At 73.9% G+C, this 20125-nt stretch carries 19 protein-coding genes; 17 read left to right on the forward strand and 2 right to left on the reverse strand.

What is annotated here, in order from left to right; translation table 11 throughout:
* Positions 1 to 195: 195 nt before the first annotated feature.
* From D459_RS0112115 to ccsB, 10 genes are all read left to right on the forward strand, one after another.
* Entirely contained in the window at positions 196 to 3558 is a 3363-nt protein-coding gene (locus tag D459_RS0112115) for a BTAD domain-containing putative transcriptional regulator (RefSeq protein ID WP_026120314.1), read from the forward strand.
* Positions 3559 to 3645: 87 nt separating this feature from the next.
* Entirely contained in the window at positions 3646 to 4578 is a 933-nt protein-coding gene (locus tag D459_RS0112120) for a proline dehydrogenase family protein (protein WP_017593281.1), read from the forward strand.
* A gap of 119 nt (positions 4579 to 4697) precedes the next feature.
* The gene (gene proC / locus D459_RS0112125) at positions 4698 to 5492 is read left to right on the forward strand and encodes a pyrroline-5-carboxylate reductase (RefSeq protein WP_017593282.1); all 795 of its coding nucleotides are present in this window, start codon (positions 4698 to 4700) and stop codon (positions 5490 to 5492) included.
* A 116-nt stretch (positions 5493 to 5608) separates the two neighbouring features.
* On the forward strand, positions 5609 to 6787 hold the full coding sequence (locus D459_RS0112130) for an acetoin utilization protein AcuC (protein ID WP_017593283.1): 1179 nt from the start codon (positions 5609 to 5611) through the stop codon (positions 6785 to 6787).
* Positions 6788 to 6885: 98 nt separating this feature from the next.
* Positions 6886 to 7707 (forward strand): phosphatase, encoded by an 822-nt coding sequence (locus tag D459_RS0112135; protein WP_017593284.1) that lies wholly within the window; start codon positions 6886 to 6888, stop codon positions 7705 to 7707.
* A 267-nt stretch (positions 7708 to 7974) separates the two neighbouring features.
* Positions 7975 to 8178 carry a helix-turn-helix domain-containing protein gene (locus D459_RS0112140; protein WP_017593285.1) on the forward strand — a complete coding sequence of 68 codons (204 nt, stop codon included), beginning with the start codon at positions 7975 to 7977 and terminating at the stop codon, positions 8176 to 8178.
* 163 nt (positions 8179 to 8341) lie between these two features.
* Positions 8342 to 8965 carry a TlpA family protein disulfide reductase gene (locus tag D459_RS0112145; RefSeq protein ID WP_026120315.1) on the forward strand — a complete coding sequence of 208 codons (624 nt, stop codon included), beginning with the start codon at positions 8342 to 8344 and terminating at the stop codon, positions 8963 to 8965.
* A complete protein-coding gene (locus D459_RS0112150) occupies positions 8962 to 9768 on the forward strand; it encodes a cytochrome c biogenesis CcdA family protein (RefSeq protein WP_017593287.1) in 807 nt (268 codons plus the stop codon). The genes D459_RS0112145 and D459_RS0112150 overlap by 4 nt, the downstream gene beginning before the upstream one ends.
* Positions 9769 to 9772: 4 nt before the next feature.
* A complete protein-coding gene (resB, locus tag D459_RS0112155) occupies positions 9773 to 11404 on the forward strand; it encodes a cytochrome c biogenesis protein ResB (protein ID WP_017593288.1) in 1632 nt (543 codons plus the stop codon).
* A 3-nt stretch (positions 11405 to 11407) separates the two neighbouring features.
* Positions 11408 to 12472: a c-type cytochrome biogenesis protein CcsB gene (gene ccsB / locus D459_RS0112160; protein WP_017593289.1), complete on the forward strand. Its 1065-nt coding sequence runs from the start codon at positions 11408 to 11410 to the stop codon at positions 12470 to 12472.
* 97 nt (positions 12473 to 12569) lie between these two features.
* Here ccsB and D459_RS0112165 read toward each other — a convergent pair whose 3' ends face one another.
* Together D459_RS0112165 and D459_RS34330 are read right to left on the reverse strand one after the other, a co-directional pair.
* Entirely contained in the window at positions 12570 to 12923 is a 354-nt protein-coding gene (locus tag D459_RS0112165) for a PLD nuclease N-terminal domain-containing protein (RefSeq protein ID WP_026120316.1), read from the reverse strand.
* Between the two features lie 122 nt (positions 12924 to 13045).
* Positions 13046 to 13246: a BldC family transcriptional regulator gene (locus D459_RS34330; RefSeq protein WP_026120317.1), complete on the reverse strand. Its 201-nt coding sequence runs from the start codon at positions 13244 to 13246 to the stop codon at positions 13046 to 13048.
* Positions 13247 to 13665: 419 nt separating this feature from the next.
* Between D459_RS34330 and D459_RS0112175 the strand changes: the two genes are divergently transcribed.
* The 7 genes from D459_RS0112175 (at position 13666) to D459_RS0112205 (ending at position 20114) form a co-directional block, all read left to right on the forward strand.
* A complete protein-coding gene (locus D459_RS0112175; RefSeq protein ID WP_017593291.1) occupies positions 13666 to 14109 on the forward strand; it encodes a DUF4229 domain-containing protein in 444 nt (147 codons plus the stop codon).
* 267 nt (positions 14110 to 14376) lie between these two features.
* Complete coding sequence (locus tag D459_RS0112180; protein WP_026120318.1) at positions 14377 to 15087, forward strand: demethylmenaquinone methyltransferase; 711 nt, start codon at positions 14377 to 14379, stop codon at positions 15085 to 15087.
* Between the two features lie 407 nt (positions 15088 to 15494).
* Positions 15495 to 16799, forward strand: coding sequence for a geranylgeranyl reductase family protein (locus D459_RS0112185; protein WP_017593293.1), 1305 nt, complete (start codon positions 15495 to 15497; stop codon positions 16797 to 16799).
* 159 nt (positions 16800 to 16958) lie between these two features.
* Positions 16959 to 17318 carry an NADH-quinone oxidoreductase subunit A gene (locus D459_RS0112190; protein ID WP_017593294.1) on the forward strand — a complete coding sequence of 120 codons (360 nt, stop codon included), beginning with the start codon at positions 16959 to 16961 and terminating at the stop codon, positions 17316 to 17318.
* A 102-nt stretch (positions 17319 to 17420) separates the two neighbouring features.
* Positions 17421 to 17981, forward strand: coding sequence for a NuoB/complex I 20 kDa subunit family protein (locus D459_RS0112195; RefSeq protein ID WP_017593295.1), 561 nt, complete (start codon positions 17421 to 17423; stop codon positions 17979 to 17981).
* Complete coding sequence (locus D459_RS0112200; protein ID WP_017593296.1) at positions 17978 to 18742, forward strand: NADH-quinone oxidoreductase subunit C; 765 nt, start codon at positions 17978 to 17980, stop codon at positions 18740 to 18742. The genes D459_RS0112195 and D459_RS0112200 overlap by 4 nt, the downstream gene beginning before the upstream one ends.
* A 70-nt stretch (positions 18743 to 18812) precedes the next feature.
* Positions 18813 to 20114, forward strand: coding sequence for an NADH-quinone oxidoreductase subunit D (locus tag D459_RS0112205; RefSeq protein WP_017593297.1), 1302 nt, complete (start codon positions 18813 to 18815; stop codon positions 20112 to 20114).
* The last annotated feature ends 11 nt before the right edge of the window (positions 20115 to 20125 follow it).

The raw sequence follows: 20125 nt of genomic DNA on the forward strand, positions 1-20125 counted from the left end.
CTCCTTCCGGTCCTCGGCGGCCCTTCTCGGCCGCTGCACCGAGCATCCGCCCCGCCCCTCGCCGGACCCTCGCCGTCCCCTCGCCGTCCACTCACCGCCCGACCCGGCACGGAAGCGGGGGCCGGTCCGCCGGGGCCCGCGGAACAGGGCTCCTGCGGGGCAGGGGCGGGAGGGGGGTCGTCTAGCGTTGGCGGCATGAGATTCGGAGTGCTCGGCCCGCTGGAGGTCAGGACCGACGCCGGGGCGGAGGTCGCCGTTCCCGGGGCGAAGGTCCGGGCGCTGCTCGCGGCGCTCCTGGTGGCCGAAGGGGAACCGGTCTCCGCCGACCGGCTCCTGGAGGAGGTGTGGGAGGGCGACCCGCCGTCCCGCGGCGCCGCGGCGCTGCAGACCGCCGCCTCCCGGCTCCGGCGGGCGCTGGACGCGGCCGAGCCCGGCGCGCGGGCCCTGGTGGAGTCCGGGCCGTCCGGTTACCGGCTGCGCGCCCCGGAGGAGGCGGTCGACGCGGCGAGGTTCGCCGCGCTGCTCGACCGCGCCCGGACCGCGCCGGACCCGGGCGGGGCGGTCGCGCTGCTGGACGAGGCCCTCGGGCTGTGGCGCGGCCCCGCCCTGGCCGACCACGCCGACGCCGCGTTCGCCGCGCCCGCGACCGCCCGGCTGGAGGAGCAGCGGGCGGCCGCGCTGGAGCAGCGCGCCGAGGCGCGGCTGGCCGCCGGCGAGCACGCCTCGCTCGTCGGCGAACTCGGCGAGCTGGTCTCCCGGTACCCGCTCCGCGAGCGGCTGCGCGCCGCGCACATGCGCGCCCTCTACCGGGCCGGGCGGCAGGCGGAGGCGCTGGAGAGCTTCCGCGCCTTCCGCGCCCTGCTCGCCGAGGAGATCGGCGTCGACCCGGGGCCGGAGCTGGAGCGGCTGCACACCGGGATCCTCACCGGCGACGCGCCCCGGCCCTCCCGGGCGGACCCGTGGCGCGCCCCCGCCCCCCGGCCCGGCGCGGAGGAGCCCCGCCCCGCCGCCGGCCGGGAGCCGCCCGCGCCCCCGGCCGGCGCCCGCGGCAACCTCCCGGCGCCGCTGGTCGAGGCGGTCGGCCGGGAGAAGGCGGTCGCCGAGGTCGGCGCGGCGCTCGCCGACGGCCGGCTGACCACCCTGACCGGCCCCGGCGGGGTGGGCAAGACGACCCTGGCGGTGGCCGCGGCGGAGGCCGTCCGGGAGCGCTTCCCCGACGGGGTCTGGTTCGCCGAGCTGACCGCCCGCGACGCCTGCGACTGCGACGTCGAGGACATCGCCCAGTTCGTCGCGGCCACCGTCGGGCTCCGCGAGGACGTGGAGGAGCGCGGGGGCGCCGCGGCCCGGCCGCGCGCGGTCAGCGACCGGCTGGCTCGGGCGCTCGGCGGCAAGGAGGCGCTGATCCTGCTGGACAACTGCGAGCAGGTGGTGGAGTCGGTGTCCGGCCTGGCCGCCCGCCTGCTGCGCGGAGCCCCCGGCCTGCGCCTCCTGGCCACCAGCAGGGAGCCGCTGGGGGTGCCCGGCGAGGTGCTCTACCCGGTGCGGCCGCTGGAACCGCCGGAACCGGACGCCCCGTGCGACCCGGAGCGGCTGCTCGACTCCCCGGCGGTGCGGATGTTCGCCGGCCGCGCCGCCGCCGCGGTCCCCGGGTTCACCGTGCACGCGGGCAACGCCGCCGCCGTCGCGGCGATCTGCGCCCGCCTGGACGGCCTGCCGCTGGCGCTGGAACTGGCCGCGGCCCGGCTGCGCGCGATGGACGTGGCCGAGCTCGCCGACCGGATCGGCGACCGGTTCCGGCTGCTGGCCGCGCCCGGGCGCGGCGGCGGCGCGGCCCGGCACCGCACGCTGCGCGCGGTGATCGACTGGAGCTGGGAGCTGCTCACCGCCGACGAGCGCGCCGTGCTCTCCCGGGTCTCGGTGCACGCCGGCGGGTTCCCGCTGGGCGCGGCCGAGGCGGTCTGCGCCGGCGGCCCGGTCGGGGAGGGCGAGGTCTGGGAGGTGCTGGCGCGGCTGGTCGACCGGTCGCTGGTGGTCGCCGAACCGGGGCAGGGCGGCACCCGCTACCGGCTGCTGGAGAGCGTCGCGGCCTACGGCTGGGAGCGGCTGGAGGAGGACGGCGCCGCCGGGCACGTGCTCGGGCTGCACGTCGGGCACTGGACCCGGTTCGCCGAGCGGAACGCGGGCCGGCTGCGCGGCCCGGAGCAGGCCGCGGCGCTGGCCGCGCTGGACACCGAGCGCGCCAACCTGCGCCTGGCGCTGGAGCGGGCGGCCGCCCGGGGCGACGCGGAGTCGGCGCTCCGCCTCACCGGAGCCCTGGGCCGCTACTGGTACCTGCGCGGCCGCAACGGTGAGGGGCAGCGGTCGCTGCGGATCGCGCTGGAGGCCGCGGGCGAGGCGCCGCCGCAGGTCCGGGCGCGCGCCCGGATGTGGTTCGCCGCGATGGAGTACCTCCAGGGGCGGCCGGCCGAGGCGGGCGACGAGGCCCGCGCGGCCCTGGAGGCCTACGGGCGGATGGACGACCCGGCCGGCCTCGCCGAGGCGCAGGCGCTGTTCGCGCTGCTGCTCTCCGCGGCGCGCGGCAGCGGGGCCGGCTTCCCGTCCGCGATCGCGCTCACCGAGGCGGCCCAGGCCGCGTTCCGCCGCCTGGGCGACCCGTGGGGCCTGGCCCTGGCGCTGCACGCACGCGGCTGGGAGGAGCTGCGCCGCAGCGAGCTCGACACGGCCCGGGAGGACGCCGAGGAGAGCCTGGAGCTGTTCCGCCGGGTCGGCGACCCGTGGGGCGAGGCGCGCGCCGCCAACCTGCTCGGCGTGCTGGCCGGGATCGCCGGCGACTACCCGGGCGCGGCCCGGCTGCACCGCAGCGCCCGGCGGCTGGCCGAGGAGATCGGGCTGTGGCCGCAGGCCGCGGAGGAGGTGGTCCGGCTCGGCCGGATCGCGCTGACCGTCCGGGACTACGCCGAGGCCGACCGGCTGCACGCAGAAGCGCTCGCCCTGGCCCGGGAGGACCACTTCACCGGCCTGGTGACGATGGCCCGCGGCGGGCTGGGCATGGCCGCGCGCCGCCGCGGCGACCTGGACCTGGCGGAGCGGGAGCTGACCGCGGTCCTGGAGGTGCACGAGGTCGAGCGGTACGCGGCCGGCCGGGCGTCGATCCTGGCCGAGCTGGGGTTCACCGCCGAGCAGCGCGGTGACGAACCCGCCGCCCGCCGGCTGCACCTGCAGGGGCTGGCGGCGTCCTGGGAGGCGCACGACCCGCGGGCGGTCGCCCAGTCGCTGGAGGGCGTCGCCGGCGCGGACGCGCTGGCCGACACCGCGCACGGCGGGGCCACCGCCCGCTCCGCCCGGGGCGCCCGGCTGCTCGGCGCCGCCGCGGCGGCCCGGGAGGGGACCGGCGCCCCGCAGCCGGAGACCGAGCGGTTCGACGTCGACCGGATCGGCGCCGCCCTCCGCGGCCTGCTCGGCGCGGACCGCTTCGCCGAGGAGTTCGCCGCCGGCGCCGGCACCCCGCTGGAGGCCGCCGCGGCCGAAGCGGAGGCCGAGCACCCCCCGGAGGGGTGACCGGTGCTTCGGCCGGGAGCCGGGACAGGGCCGGGGCGCCGACGTAGGCTCGGGGGAGGCCTGGGCGGCGGAGTGCGGGGAGCCGGGATGGTGCTGCGGAACGCGTTGCTGGCGGTGTCGGGGAGCGGGCGGCTGCGGTCGGCCGCCGAGCGGAGCGCGGCCGCCCGCGGGATGGTGCGCCGGTTCATCGCCGGGGAGGAGCCCGAGGACGCCGTCCGCACCGTCGGCGAGCTGGCCGGGAAAGGGCTGCTGGCCACCGTGGACCGGCTGGGGGAGGACGTGCGGCACCCCGCGGCCGCCGAGGAGGCGGTCCGCGGATACCTGGGGCTGCTGGAGCGGCTGGACGACGCCGGGCTGACCGGCGCCGCCGAGGTGTCGGTGAAGCCCAGCGCGGTCGGGCTCGGCCTCGGTCCGGAGGGCGCGGCGCTGGCCCGGAGCGGGCTGGACCGGATCTGCGCCGCCGCCGCCGAGGCCGGCACCACGGTCACCCTGGACATGGAGGACGAGTCCGCGGTGCAGCCCACCCTGGACCTCCTGCGCGGGCTCCGCCCGCGCCACCCCTCGCTGGGCGTCGCCGTGCAGAGCCAGCTGCGCCGCACCGAGGAGGACGTGCGCGCCCTGGCCGCGCAGCGGGTCCGGGTCCGCCTGGTCAAGGGGGCCTACGCGGCCGAGCCGCCCGGCGCGCTCACCGCCCGCCGCGACGTGGACGCCGCCTACGTCCGCTGCCTGCGCACCCTGATGGCGGGCGACGGCTACCCGATGGTCGCCACGCACGACCCGCGGCTGATCGGCATCGCCCGCACCCTGGCCGCCCGGTACGGCCGCGACCGGAAGGGCTACGAGCTGCAGATGATCTACGGCGCCCGCCCCGACGAGCAGGTCCGGCTGGCGGCCGGCGGGGAGCGGATGCGGATCTACGTCCCCTACGGCCGGGACTGGTACGGCTACCTGCTGCGCCGCCTGGCCGAGCGCCCCGCCAACGTCGTCTTCGCGGCCCGCTCCCTGGCCACCCGCGGCTGACCCGCACCGCGCCGCCTCCCGTGCCCGCGGGGACCGGCGCGGAGGGCGCGATGGGGGAGACGGGGTCCACTCCGCTCCGTGACCGCTATAACGTGGAAAGGGTTCTAAGGGGTGGATGCATGATCGCGATCATCGGCGCGGGCAAGATGGGCGAGGCGCTGCTCGCCGGGCTGCTGGCCACCGGGCACGACCCGGCCGACGTCCTGGTCACCGAGCCGCGCGAGGAGCACGCGGCCGAGCTGCGCGAGCGCTACGGGATCGAGACGGCCGGCGCCGCCGAGGCGGCGCGCCGGGCGCGCACCCTGCTGCTCGCGATCAAGCCGCAGGACATGGTGGAGCTGCTCGACGCCGTCGCGCCGCACCTGGGCGAGGGGCGGCTGGTGGTGTCGGTGGCCGCCGGGATCACCACCTCGATGCTGGAGAAGCACCTCGGCGACGGGGTCGCGGTGGTGCGCGCGATGCCGAACACGCCCGCCCTGGTCGGCAAGGGCATGACCGCGATCGCCGCGGGCCGCACCACCACCGCCGAGCAGATGGACCACGCCGAGCGGCTGCTCAGCGCGGTCGGCGAGGTGGTCCGGGTGGACGAGAAGCACATGGACACCGTCACCGCGATCTCCGGCAGCGGGCCCGCCTACTTCTACTTCATCGCCGAGACGATGATCGAGGCCGGCGTGGCGATGGGCATGCCGCGCGCCACCGCGCAGCGGCTGGTCGACCAGACCATCGCCGGCGCCTCGGCGATGCTGAACGAGTCCGGCGAGCACCCGGTGGTGCTGCGCGAGGCGGTCACCTCGCCCGGCGGGACCACCGCCGCCGCAGTGCGCGAGCTGGACCGGCACGGGGTGCGCACCGCGTTCACCGACGCGATCGAGGCCGCCCGGGACCGCAGCAGGGCGCTGTCCGAGGGCTGAGCCGGCCGCGCCCGGATCCGGGACCTCCCGTCGGCGCGGCGGATCCGGGTGTGCTTGAGTTGAAGCGTGTCGCACCGCACACGCCCCTGACCGATCGGACCCCTCCGGGAGAGCGCATGGCCTGCTCGCTGCACGTCGCCTGGGACGACGGGCTGACCGCATACGACTTCGGGCCGGAGCACCCGCTGAACCCGGTCCGGGTGGAGCTGACCATGGCGCTCGCCCGCGAGACGGGCGTGCTGGACGCCCCCGGGGTCGCGTTCACCCCGGTCGAGCCGGCCTCCGACGAGCTGCTCCGGCTGATCCACGAGCCGTCCTACATCGAGGCGGTCAAGAAGGCCGGGCAGACCCTGGAGCCGGACGAGGCGTACTACCTCGGCACCCCGGACAACCCCGTCTTCCCGAACATGCACGACGCGGCCGCGCTGGTCTCCGGTGCGTCGGTGGCCGCCGCCCGCGCGGTGTGGAGCGGCGCCACCCCGCACGCGGTGAACATCGCCGGCGGCCTGCACCACGCCATGCCCGGCCACGCCTGGGGGTTCTGCGTCTACAACGACGCCTCGCTGGCCATCGCCTGGCTGCTGGAGCAGGGTGCCAAGCGGGTCGCCTACGTCGACGTGGACGTGCACCACGGCGACGGCGTGCAGGCGATGTTCTACGACGACCCGCGGGTGATGACGATCAGCCTGCACGAGTCGCCGCTCACCCTGTTCCCCGGCACCGGCCGCCCGGCCGAGACCGGCGGCCCCGGCGCCGAGGGCTACTCGGTCAACGTCGCCCTCCCGGCCGGCACCGACGACGCCCGGTGGCTGCGGGCCTTCGACGCGATCGTCCCGCCGCTGCTCCGCGAGTTCCAGCCGGAGGTGCTGGTCACCCAGCACGGCGCGGACGCGCACGCGCTCGACCCGCTGGCCCACCTGATGCTCAGCATGGACGGGCAGCGCCGGATCTGCGCCGAGCTGCACCGGCTGGCCCAGGAGACCGCGGGCGGCCGCTGGGTGCTGCTCGGCGGCGGCGGATACGAGCTGGTGCAGGTCGTCCCGCGGGCCTGGACGCACCTGCTGGCGGAGGCGTGCGGCGCCGAGCTCGACCCGGAGTCGGCCACCCCCGACGCCTGGCGGCGCTTCGTCCGGGAGCGCACCGACGACGTCCCGCCGCTGTACATGACCGACGGGCGCACCGCCGAGTTCACCCCGTTCGAGGCGGGGTTCGACCCGGCGGACCCGGTGGACCAGGCCATCCAGGCCACCCGGCGCGCGGTCTTCCCCAGCCAGGGCATCGACCCCAGCCTGTGACGGCGAACCGGGCCCGGGAGCGGTTAACCGGCCCGGGATCGGGGGCAGGGACGAGGAAAGCGCATGAGCGGCCGAGAGGCCGGGAAGGGGGAGCACGGGTGACGCCGCCTTCACGGAGCGAGCTGATCGCGCACCTGGTGCGCACCGGTATCGCCGGACACGTGAACACGCCCCGCCAGGGCAACCTCCGGCACTACCGCCGGCTCGCCGAAGGCGACCCGTACCACAGGTTCGGCCTCTCCTTCGACCGGGACTGGAGCCACTCCGACGTGCTGGCGCTGATGGCGAAGCGCTGCGGGGTGGTCGCCGACCCCGAGCACACCTCCGGGGTGGACACCATCGACCCGGACCGCACCGTCGACGCGCTGGAGGTGCTGGCCGACCGGATGGCGCAGGCCGCCCGCGGCGCCGAGCGGATCATGCTCGCCACCGGCCACCCGATCAACCTGCACGCCACCTACCGCACCTGGAAGGACGCGCTGGTGCGGGCCGGCTGCACCGTGGTCACCGGCGGTGCGGGGTACTCCTACGAGGTGGAGGCCGGTTCGGCGCAGGGCCGCCGGACGCTGGTCTGGGACGACGGGATCGGCCTGGTCACCGACTCGGCCGGCGGGCCGCGGCACAGCCACCACCCGTTCGCGATGGAGGCCGCGCTGGAGGACCTGGAGCGGCGCGGCGAGCCGTGGCCGCAGCTGGTCATCGCCGACCACGGGTTCGCCGGTGCCGCCGGCGAGGCGGGCCTGTCCGTGGTCGGGTTCGCCGACTGCAACGATCCGGCACTCTTCCTCGGCGAGGACGAAGGAAAACTGCACGCCACGGTGCCGCTGGACGACGGTTACCGAACCGAGGACTACCGGCCGCTGTCGGACTACGTACTGGCCCGCGCCGGGCTCGCCCCGGGCGGCGGCGACGCAGGGTGACCGGGGCGCCTTTTTATACCCACCCCCTAAACCTCACGGGACCCGCCTCCCCCGTGTAGCTGCAGGGACAGCAAAACCGGGCTTTCAATGGCGTGACCCCGGATCTACCCTGAAAACGGACGTGTCAGCAGTCACTTCAACGACACCCCCGGAGCGGCGGTGGGGCCGGGCGGAGCGGGGCGGGGTCCCGCGCCGACCGGTCGCCGCCCCGGCGGGCAAGAGGCCAGGGAAACCACGCGCACGTCCGGAAGCGAGGGCGTTCCGAACATGAACGGGAGTAAGGCTCCACTGGAAGAGGTCAGGTTCCTGACCGTGGCCGAGGTCGCCACGATCATGCGCGTCTCCAAGATGACCGTGTACCGGATGGTCCACTCGGGTGTGCTTCCCGCGATCCGGGTGGGGCGCTCGTACCGGGTTCCCGAGCGGGCCGTGCACGACTACCTCCGAGAGGCGTTCGTCGAGGCCGGCTAGGACCCGGCGGGCCCCACCGGTTCATCCGAGGGGCGGTGCCTCCCCCCGCTCACCGCCCTCGGGTGGGTCTTCGTGCGGGCCGAGGAGGGGAACGCGAGGGTATCTACTACACTTTGTCGTCGTTGACATAGTGCCCACCTCACCTGTGCGTTTCGAGGTTCAGATGCCCTCTCCCAGAACCGGTGCGCGCCGTCGTGCCGGGCGGATCGCCGCCGTGGCGACCGCGCTGACCGCGGCAGCGGCGCTCGGGGGATGCGCCGCCGACCCCGCGCAGACCGAGAACACCGGATCGGAGAACCGCTACGTCTCCGGCGACGGGTCCAGCACCGTCTTCGAGGCGGGCGACCGGACCCAGGCCCCCGACGTCTCCGGGAAGACCCTCGACGGCGAGGAGGTCGCGCTCGCCGACTACGAGGGCGGCGTCCTGGTGGTCAACTTCTGGGCCAGCTGGTGCGGCCCGTGCCGGTCGGAGACGCCGGTGCTGAACGAGGTCTACAGCGACTTCAAGGACCAGGGGGTCGAGTTCCTCGGCGTCAACATCAAGGACGACGAGACCGCGGCCCTCGCCTTCGAGAAGAAGCAGAAGGTCGCCTACCCCAGCCTCTACGACCAGCCGGGCGAGGTCGCCCAGGCCTTCCGGGACACCGTCCCGCCCCAGGCCATCCCCTCCACCCTGGTGATCGACCGGGACGGCGCCATCGCCGCGCGGGTCATCGGCGAGACCGACTACGACCAGCTCACCGGACTGGTGGAGCCGGTCGTCGCCGAGGGCGCTGATTCGGAATGATCGCCGAAACCGTCCTGCAGGGGTCGCTGCTGCTCGCGATCCCGCTGGCGATCGCCGCCGGCCTGGTCTCCTTCCTCTCCCCCTGCGTGCTGCCGCTGGTCCCCGGCTACCTCTCCTACGTGACCGGGCTGTCCGGCGCGGACATCGCGGCCCGCAACCGGGCGGCCGCCGCGGTCCGCGCGGAGGGCGGCACGGTGCGCACCCTCGACGAGGAGCTGGAGACCCGGCGCTGGACCATGCTGGCCGGGAGCCTGCTCTTCATCGCCGGGTTCACCTTCGTGTTCGTCGCGGTGGGCGCCTTCGTCGGCGGGATCGGCGGGCTGCTGCTCGACTACGCCGACCCGATCACCCGGGTGCTCGGCGTGCTGACCATCGCCCTCGGCCTGGCCTTCATGGGCGTGCTCCCCGGCCTCAACCGCGAATTCCGGATCCACCGGATGCCCGGCGCCGGCCTGGTCGGCGCCCCGCTGCTGGGCATACTGTTCGGGCTGGGCTGGACCCCGTGCATCGGCCCGACCCTGGCCGCGGTGCAGACCCTGGCGTTCACCGAGGGCAGCGCGGCGCGCGGGGCGCTGCTCTCGTTCTTCTACTGCGTCGGCCTGGGCGCGCCGTTCATCGCCGCCTCGCTGCTGTACCGCAAGGCGCTGGGCGCGTTCGACTGGGTGAAGCGGCACTACCGGGTGATCACGATGATCGGCGGCGCGATGCTGGTCGCCCTCGGACTGCTGCTGGTCACCGGGGTGTGGACGCAGATCACCGCGGTCATGCAGGGATGGACCGACGGCTTTGCGACGGTGATCTAGGACCATGGCGACCTCCACCGAGGGCACCGCGGCCCCCTCCGGCGAGAAGGCCGAGGGCGCGCCGACCCCGGGCCGGCTCTCCCCGATCGGCTGGGCGCGCTGGGCCTGGCGCATCCTCACCTCGATGCGGACCGCGCTCATCCTGCTGTTCCTGCTGGCCGTCGGGGCGATCCCCGGGTCGATGCTGCCGCAGCGCGTGGTCAACCCGGACGAGGTGCGGCTCTACTACAGCGAGAACCCGGACCTGGCCCCCTGGCTGGACCGGTTCTACCTGTTCGACGTCTACTCCTCGCCCTGGTACGCGGCGATCTTCCTGCTGCTGTTCACCTCGCTGATCGGCTGCGTGATCCCGCGGGCCGCCGCGCACTACCGGCTGCTCCGCTCCCGTCCGCCCAAGACGCCGCGGAACCTCGGCCGGATGCCCTACTCGGCGCGGTTCACCACCGACGCCGCCCCGGAGCAGGCCCTGGACGAGGGCGCCGAGCTGCTCAAGCGGTACCGGACCGACCGGCACGCCGACTCGGTCTCCGGGGAGTCCGGCTACCTGCGCGAGACCGGCAACGTGCTGTTCCACGTCGCCCTGCTGGGGCTGCTGGTCGCGCTGGCCGCCGGCTACGTCTTCGGCTACCGCGGCAACATGCTGGTGGTGGAGGGCGACTCGTTCGCCAACACGCTGCCCTCCTACGACGCCTTCCACCCCGGTGCGGCGGTCGACGGCGAGGGGCTGGAGCCGTTCTCCTTCACCGTGCACGACTTCCGGGCCCGCTTCCTGCAGGAGGGCGGCTTCGCCGGGCAGGCCGAGTCGTTCGAGGCCGACCTCACCTACCGGGACGCCCCCGGAGCCGAGGAGCAGGAGCACCTGCTCCGGGTCAACCACCCGCTCTCGGTGGCCGGGGTCCAGGTCTACCTGCTCGGCCACGGCTACGCGCCGGAGTTCGAGGTGGTCGACGGCGAGGGCGACGTGGTCTTCGACCAGCCGGTGCCGTTCCTGCAGCGGGACAACGACCCCGGGTTCACCTCCGACGGCGTGGTGAAGGTGCCCGACGCGCTTCCCGAGGGGCTCGGGTTCAGCGGGGTGTTCCTGCCGACCCCGGGGGAGAGCCCGGAGGACCCCGACGAGCTGGTCTCCACCTTCCCCGACGCCACCGACCCGGTGGTGGTGCTCACCGCCTACCAGGGCGACCTGGGCATGAAGGACCCCCAGTCGGTGTACCAGCTCTACACCTCGCGGATGGACAAGGTCGGCGAGTCGGAGCCGATGCGCCCCGGCGACACCTGGGAGCTGCCGGACGGCGCGGGGACCCTGAAGTTCACGGGCTACAAGGAGTTCGTCAGCCTGCAGATGACGCACAACCCCGGGCGGCTGCCGGCGCTGCTCTTCTCCTCGCTGGCGGTGCTCGGCCTGCTCGGCACCCTGTTCGTCCGGCCGCGGCGGGCCTGGGTGCGCGCCACCGTCGGGGAGGACGGGCGTACCGTGGTCGAGGTGGCCGGCCTGGGCAAGACCGAATCGGCGGCCAACAGCCAGGAGTTCCACCGCATCGCGACCGAACTGAGGGACAGGCTGCGCCGCACCGGCGGCGCGGAGCGCACCGGCGGCGGGCCGGACGGCGCGGGCACGAGAGAGTCGGAGGAGTAGCCGGTGGTGTACGAGCTCGCCGCGGAGGCGGCGGTGGACGAGGGGATGGCCGCGGTCAGCGACGGCCTGATCATCGCGATGATCGTGGCCTACGCGATCGCCCTGTTCCTGTTCGCCCTGGAGGCCGCGTACGGCCGGCGCAAGGCGCTGGCGCCCGGCCGGATGGACCCGGTCGGCGCGGCCGCCGGGGCCGGAGCCGGGGCGAAGAAGGCGGGCGGCCACTCCACGCTCGACCTGGACGCCGAGGAGGAGGCGGCCGCGGGCGGCGACGGCGGCGAGGCGGACGCGCGCGACGCGGCGCCGCGCCCCTCGGCCGCGCGCAACGGGCTCGGCCTGGTGGCACTGGCCGTGACGGTCCTCGGCTTCCTGCTCAACCTGGGGCAGATCGCCGCCCGCGGCCTGGCGGCGGACCGCTGGCCGTGGGGCAACATGTTCGAGTTCGTGGTGGCGATCTGCCTGTGCTCGGTGGGCGCCTTCCTGTACGCGGCGTTCCGCTACAAGGCCCGCTACCTGGGCACCTTCGTGCTGCTCCCGGTGGTGCTGCTGCTCGGCATCGCGGTCCGCTGGCTGTACAGCGAGGCCGGCCCGGTCATCCCGGCGCTGCACTCCTACTGGATCGCCATCCACGTCTCCGCCGCGATCATCGCCACCGGCGCGTTCATGGTCTCCGGGGCGGCCGGCATCACCTACCTGATCGCGCACGCCACCGAGGCCAAGCGGGCCGCGGGCGCGAAGGTGGCCGGCATCGCGGCCAAGCTGCCCGCCTCCGAGCTGCTGGACCGGGTCTCGCACCGGTTCATCGTGATCGCCTTCCCGCTGTGGACCTTCGCGATCATCGCCGGCGCCATCTGGGCGGACGAGGCCTGGGGCCGGTTCTGGGGGTGGGACCCCAAGGAGGTCTGGTCCTTCATCACCTGGGTGGTGTACGCGGCCTACCTGCACGCCCGGGCCACCGCGGGCTGGCGCGGCCCCCGGACCGCCTGGATCGGGGTGGCCGGCTTCGCCTGCCTGATGTTCAACTTCTTCGCGGTGAACTACCTCTTCAGCGGCCTGCACAGCTACGCCTGAGCCGCACCTGCGCAGACGCGAGGGGCCGCCCCGATCCTGTCGGGGCGGCCCCTCGCGTGTTCGCCTCTCCGCTCCCTGCGCGGGTGCGGCCGGCCGGCTAGTCGTCCTCGGGACGGATCCGCCGGTTCAGATCGCGCAGGAACTCCGGGTCGTCTTCGGGGCCGATCGGCGTCGGGTTCCCGGGGGACGCGGTGATGTCGGACGGGTCGATGTGCTCGAAGGAGGGCACACCCTGCGCCGGCGGCGCCGCCGCGGGGGAGGCCGCGACACGCGGCCGGCCGAGGAAGAGCCAGAGCAGCGGACCGACCGGAGTGAAGAGGACGATCGCGATCAGCCACAGCAGCTTGGGGAGCGTCCGGACCTCTTCGGCCGGAGTGGTGAGCGCGTCGAAGAACGCGTACACCCACAGCACGATCGACAGGAGCGTGATTAGGCCAGCGAGCCACACCATGCTTCAAGCCTATCCGCGATCCGCCGTGTCCGTGCGGGGGAGCAGGGTGTCGAGCGCAGGCGGGATCGCGCGGACGGGCATGGCCGTGCCGGGGTGCGGTGTACGGGGGGACCGGGCCCGGGTCAGGGGGTGGGTTCGGTCGGCTCCCCGTGCAGCAGTGCGCGGACTTCGGACTCACGGAACCGGCGGTGCCCGCCGGGTGTTCTGATGCTGCTGATCCGGCCGGACGCGGCCCATCTGGTCACCGTCTTGGGGTCGACCCGGAAGAGGGACGCGACCTCTCCGGGGGTGAGTAGACGTTCGCTTCCTCTTTCCACCTTCACAATCCCCCTTCGGGCCCGCCGGAGACGTTGTGGGGGAGGCGGGCGTTAGGTCCCCTAGTGTGCACGAGTAAGTCCGTTTCATCCCTAGTTTTCGTAAAAACCATCCGGGTCGGGGGGAGAGCGCGTGATATGTGATTGGAACGTGACCTTCGGCGTCGGCTGTCGTTTTTGATACGTCCGATCATCCGCGCACCGGCCTCCCGCGCCCGGCGCCCGACCGCGGGCGCGCCCTTGCGGCAGGGGTGCGCGACGGTCCCGCGGGACCGCCCTTACCCTTGTTGAAGGGCGGCCCGGCCACCGGCCGGACCTGCGTCGACGCCTCCGAGGGCACCCGGGCCGCCATGTGCCGGGCCCGGGCGGGACGAAGGAGCCGCCGCACCCACGATAGTGAAATGGACCACCCGTTGTGAGGCAGTTTCATGCGTAGCGTCCTCGCTTACACCTCCGCCCGCCTTCTGCTCTTCGCCGTGGCGTACGGCGTTCTGTACCTCCTGGGCGCCCGCGGCTTCCTCGCGATCGCACTGGCCTTCCTGATCAGCGGCCTGGTCAGCTACATCCTGCTGTCCAAGCAGCGGGACGCGATGTCGGTGCACGTGGCCGGCGGGATGGACCGGATGCGCGGGATGGGCCGCCGGCTGGAGTCGGGCGCCTCGCACGAGGACGACGCCCAGCGCCCCGGCGCCGCCCCGGCCGCCCCCACCCCGCTCAAGGACCTGGGCAAGGCCCCGGGCGCGGAGAAGGGGGCCGCCGCCGAGGCGGCCGAGGGCGCCGAGAGCGCCGAGAGCGCGGGGGAGGGCGCCGGGAAGGGGTCCCCCGACGACTCCTCCGCCGACCGGAGCGTCGGCGCCTCCTCCCGGGACTGACCCGGGCCCGCCTCCGCGCCGATCCGGACTCCGCTGGAATTCCGGGTCGGCGCGGCCGCGTTCCGGGCCCTTCCCGGGCCGGGCCCGGCACCCGCCGCCGGCGCCCCTCCCGCCTCCGGGGCGAGCGCGGACCCATCGGCCGGTTCCGGCCGGAGGGCCGCGCGGCCGAGCGCTCCCCCGAGCGCTCCCCGACCGGCCGATGAGCCCGAGATCAGCACGGGGGCGGGGGCGGTCGGGCGGGCGCCGGCCCGCCCTTAGGCTGGGGGCATGACCCGTGCCGAACTCGATAAGTCGCCCGCGGACGTCGCCGCCATGTTCGACAGCATCGCGGCCCGCTACGACCTGCTCAACGACGTCCTCTCGCTCGGCGAGGACCGGCAGTGGCGGCGCGCCGTCGTCCGCGCGGTCGAGGCCTACGGCGGGGAGCTGGTGCTCGACCTGGCGGCCGGCACCGGAACCTCCTCGCTCGCCTTCACCGGCAAGGGCGCGAAGGTCGTCGCCTGCGACTTCTCGCAGGGCATGCTGCGGGTCGGCGCCGAGCAGCGCGGCGGGGCCTCGGCGCAGGGCGTCACCTGCGTGGCCGGCGACGCGCTGGCGCTGCCGTTCGCGGACGAGACCTTCGACGCGGTGACGGTCTCCTTCGGGCTGCGCAACGTGCAGGACCCGGAGCAGGCCCTGCGCGAGCTGCGCCGGGTGACCAAGGTCGGCGGCCGCCTGGTGGTCTGCGAGTTCAGCCATATCCCGGTGCGGCCGCTGGACCGGGTCTACTCCGGGTACCTGATGGCGGCGCTGCCCCGGGTGGCCCGGCTGTTCACCCGGAACACCGGGGCCTACGAGTACCTCTCCGAATCCATCATGGACTGGCCGGACCAGCCGGCCCTGGCGGCGCGGCTGCAGAGCGCCGGGTGGTCCCGGGTGGCGTGGCGCAACCTCACCTTCGGGGTGGTCGCGATGCACCGCGGCTACCGGGACTCCTGACCGGCCCCCTCCCCTCGGACAACTCAATTCACTTCAGCAACAAAGGCACCGAAGAGCTCTTTTCGGTGCCTTTAACTCTTGTTGGGGTCGAAAAGTGATTTACAAGGATGAAACGGACGTAGGTTTACCTTATTAACCGAGGTAAAGCGTGCTACGTCCGGTTTGGGGACGAAAATGCCCTAACAAGATGAATGGCGGTTGGGGGTCGCCCGTGGAACGCGAAAGGTCTAGACTTCGGGGCAGCAGCCTTGTGAAGCCCTTCACAAGCGTACGTGCGATTCGTCGCCGTTCCGGCTCGCCGAGCCGGTGCGCGGCGGATAAAAGGCGTTGAGCCACATAGCCGGAACCCCCTGAAGAACAACCGAAAAGCGTTATCCGCGCACCCCCACAGCCGCAGGGAACCACTCGTGAGCGCCACAGCACCGCCCCCGCCCACCGAGCGGGGCACCGCAGACCTCGAAGCCGACGTCATCATCGTCGGGGCCGGACCGGCCGGCTCCACCGCCGCCTGCCACATGGCCCGTTCCGGCCTGGACGTCCTCGTCCTGGAGAAGACCTCGTTCCCCCGGGAGAAGGTCTGCGGCGACGGCCTGACCCCGCGCGCGGTCAAGCAGCTCGCCGCGCTGGGCGTCCCCTTCGACGGCCCCGGCTGGATCCCCAACAAGGGCCTGCGCATCATCGGCGGCGGCGTCCGCCTGGAGCTCCCCTGGCCCGAGCTGGCCGAATACCCCGGCCACGGCCTGGTCCGCACCCGCTACGACTTCGACCACATCCTGGCCGAGCACGCCCGCGCCGCGGGCGCCAAGCTCCTGGAGCGGACCACCGTGCAGGCCCCGCTGCTGGACCCGCGGACCGACCGGGTGCAGGGCGTGGTGGCCAAGGACCCCGCGGGCGAGCGGGTCGTCTACCGGGCCCCGCTGGTGATCGCGGCCGACGGCAACTCCTCCCGGCTCTCGGTGGCCATGGGCATCCGCAAGCGCGACGACCGCCCGATGGGCGTCGCGGTGCGCACCTACTTCACCAGCCCCCGGCACGACGACGACCACCTGGAGTCCTGGCTGGAGCTGTGGGACTCCAGCGGCGGCAAGGACGTGCTGCTGCCCGGCTACGGCTGGGTCTTCGGCGTCGGCGACGGCACCTCCAACGTCGGCCTGGGCATCCTCAACTCCACCGCCGCCTTCCAGGACGTCGACTACCGCCGGCTGCTCCGCCGCTGGACCGAGAGCATGCCCGCGGAGTGGGGGTTCACCGAGGAGAACCGGACCGGGCCGATCCGCGGCGCCGCCCTGCCGATGGGCTTCAACCGCACCCCGCACTACTCCCGCGGGCTGATGCTGGTGGGCGACGCCGGCGGCATGGTCAACCCGTTCAACGGCGAGGGCATCGCCTACGCGATGGAGGCCGGGGCGATCGCCGCCGAGGTGGCCGTGCAGGCCCTCTCCCGGACCACGGTGCAGACCAGGGAGCGGACGCTGCACCGCTACCCCGACATCCTCTCCGACGTCTACGGCGGCTACTACACGCTGGGCCGCTACTTCGTGAAGGTGATCGGCAACCCGGACTTCATGAAGTACGCGACCAAGTACGGCCTGCCCCAGCGCACCCTGATGAAGTTCGCGCTGAAGATGCTGGCCAACCTCACCGAGCCGAGCCGGGGCGATGCGATGGACCGGGTGATCAACGGGCTCTCCCGGATGGCGCCCGCCGCATAGGCGGAGCGGGCACGCAGGACGGCGAGGCGATGGCGACGGCGAAGCGGAGCACCGCGCACCCCGGGCACGTGAATGCGTTCACAAGCCCCGGGGCGCACCCGGCGGCGCACCCCGCCGGGCACCGCGGTCCCGCCAGGCAATGAAGGGGAACGACCCACGATGGAGCTGTACACGCCCGTATTCGTACTCGGCGCGATCGGCGCCGCGTTCGTCGTCGTATCGATGGTCGTCGGCAGCATCGCCGGCCCCAAGCGGTACAACCGGGCGAAACTGCAGGCCTACGAATGCGGCATCGAGCCGACCCCGCAGCCGGCCGGCGGCGGCAGGTTCACCATCAAGTACTACCTGACGGCGATGCTCTTCATCGTCTTCGACATCGAGATCATCTTCCTTTACCCGTGGGCCGTGCACTTCGACGCACTCGGCCTGTTCGGCCTGATCGCGATGGTCCTCTTCCTGGTGAACGTGTCGATCGCCTACGCCTACGAATGGCGCCGCGGAGGACTGGAATGGGACTGACGAGGAGCCCCGGGCGCCGCCCCGCCCGCGGAATCACCGCCTCCGGATGCGCCCTCCGGCGCACCGCCAACGGATCGAGCGAACGGAAAGGGGGGCCGACGCATGGGGATTGAGGAGAAGCTCCCGAGCGGGGTCATCCTGGGCACCGTCGAGCAGGTCGTGGGCCTGGCCCGCAAGAGCTCGATGTGGCCCGCCACCTTCGGCCTGGCCTGCTGCGCCATCGAGATGATGTCGGTCGGCGGGCCCCACTACGACCTGGCCCGGTTCGGCATGGAGAAGTTCGGCGCCACGCCGCGCCAGGCCGACCTGATGATCGTCGCCGGCCGGGTGAGCCAGAAGATGGCCCCGGTGCTGCGGCAGATCTACGACCAGATGCCCGAGCCCAAGTGGGTCATCGCGATGGGCGTCTGCGCCTCCAGCGGAGGCATGTTCAACAACTACGCCGTCGTGCAGGGCGTGGACCACATCGTCCCGGTCGACATCTACCTGCCCGGCTGCCCGCCGCGGCCGGAGATGCTCCTGGACGCCGTGCTCAAGCTGCACGACAAGGTGCAGAACACCAAGCTCGGCGCGCACCGGCAGCGCGAGATCGAGGAGCTGGAGGAGCGCGCGCTCCGCCGCTCGCTGCCGCTGGTGAGCCAGGACGAGGGGGCGGCCCGATGAGCCTGGGAGAGCCCCGGCGCAACGGCAACGGCGGCGGGCACGAGGAGGAGAACCTCCCCGAGGTCGCGGGGCGGGAGCGGCTCGCCGCCCCGGTCCAGCGGACCGGCATGTTCGGCGCGAAGACCAGCGGCGACACCTCCGGGTACGGCGGCCTCCGCGTCCGCCGCACCGGACCGCCCGCCGCGGAGCGGCCCTACACCGACCCCGGAGACCCGCGCACCGAGCGGTTCGACGCGGTCGCCGACGCCCTGGAGGAGGCGCTCCGGGACGCCCCGGTCGGCTACCGGGACGCGGTCGAGCGGGTCGTGGTGGACCGCGGCGAGATCACCTTCCACCTGCGCCGCGAGCACCTGGCCGAGGTCGCCCGCCGGCTCCGCGACGACCCGGCGCTCCGGTTCGAGCTCTGCCTCGGCGTCACCGGGGTGCACTACCCCGAGGACACCGGGCGCGAGCTGCACGCCGTCTACCTGCTCCGGTCCATCACGCACAACACCGAGATCCGGGTGGAGACGGCCTGCCCCGACGCCGACCCGCACGTCCCCTCGCTCGTCGCGGTCTACCCCACCAACGACTGGCACGAGCGCGAGGCCTGGGACTTCTTCGGCATCGTCTTCGACGGCCACCCGTCGCTGACCCGGATCGAGATGCCCGACGACTGGCACGGCCACCCGCAGCGCAAGGACTACCCGCTGGGCGGCATCCCGGTGGAGTACCGCGGCGCCAAGATCCCGCCGCCGGACGAGCGGAGGTCCTACGCATGACGCGCACCGCACCCGCGGGCGCCGGCGCGCCCGCGCGCGAGGGGAACAGGGCGACGAGGGGGACAGACCAGTGACCACCCCGACCACCGAGGACTACATCGACGCCGCCGGCGGCGACTGGGACGAGGTCGTCGCGGCCGCGCAGGCCGGAAGCGCCGAGCGGCTCGTGGTGAACATGGGCCCGCAGCACCCGTCCACGCACGGCGTGCTCCGGCTCATCCTCACCCTCGACGGCGAGACGGTCACCGAGGCCCGGGTGGGCATCGGCTACCTGCACACCGGCATCGAGAAGAACATGGAGTACCGGACGTGGACCCAGGGGACCACGTTCGTGACCCGGATGGACTACCTCACGCCGATCTTCAACGAGACGGCGTACTGCCTGGCGGTGGAGAAGCTGCTCGGGCTCACCGACCGGATCCCCGCCCGGGCCGACGTCATCCGGGTGCTGATGATGGAGCTCAACCGGATCTCCTCGCACTTCGTGGCGATGGCGACGTTCGGCATGGAGCTCGGCGCCACCACCGTGATGACCAACGGCCTGCGCGAGCGCGAGATGGTCCTCGACATCTTCGAGCTGATCACCGGGCTGCGGATGAACCACGCCTACATCCGGCCCGGCGGCGTCGCCCAGGACCTGCCCTCCGGCGCCGTCGGCAAGGTCAAGGAGCTGCTGGAGGAGATGCCCAAGCGCATCGCCATCATGCGCAAGCTCCTCGACGAGAACCCGCTCTACCTGGCGCGCACCCGCGACGTGGCCCACCTCAACCTGGCCGGCTGCATGGCGCTGGGCGTCACCGGGCCGCTGCTGCGCGCCTCCGGCCTCGGCTGGGACCTGCGCAAGGCCAAGCCGTACTGCGGCTACGAGGACTACGAGTTCGACGTCCCGGTCTCCGACGGCGGCGACGTGTACGCCCGCTACCGGGTGCGGCTGGCCGAGGTCGAGCAGAGCCTGCGGATCATCGAGCAGTGCCTGGACAAGCTGGCCCCCGGCCCGGTCATGGTGGACGACCCCAAGGTCGGCTGGCCCGCCAAGCTGGCGCTGGGCCCGGACGGCCTGGGCAACTCCCCGGACCACATCGCGCACATCATGGGCGGCTCCATGGAGGCGCTCATCCACCACTTCAAGCTGGTCACCGAGGGCTTCCGGGTCCCGGCCGGCCAGGCCTACGCCGCGGTCGAGAGCGCCAAGGGCGAACTGGGCTGCCATGCGGTCAGCGACGGCGGCACCCGCCCGCACCGGGTGCACTTCCGCGACCCCTCGTTCACCCACCTGCAGGCGGTCGCCGCGATGTGCGAAGGCGGCACGGTGGCCGACGTCATCGCCGCGGTGGCCAGCATCGACCCCGTGATGGGAGGCGTGGACCGGTGACGGAACGAGCG

Source organism: Nocardiopsis potens DSM 45234 (assembly GCF_000341105.1).
In the GTDB taxonomy this organism is placed as follows: Bacteria; Actinomycetota; Actinomycetes; order Streptosporangiales; family Streptosporangiaceae; genus Nocardiopsis_A; species Nocardiopsis_A potens.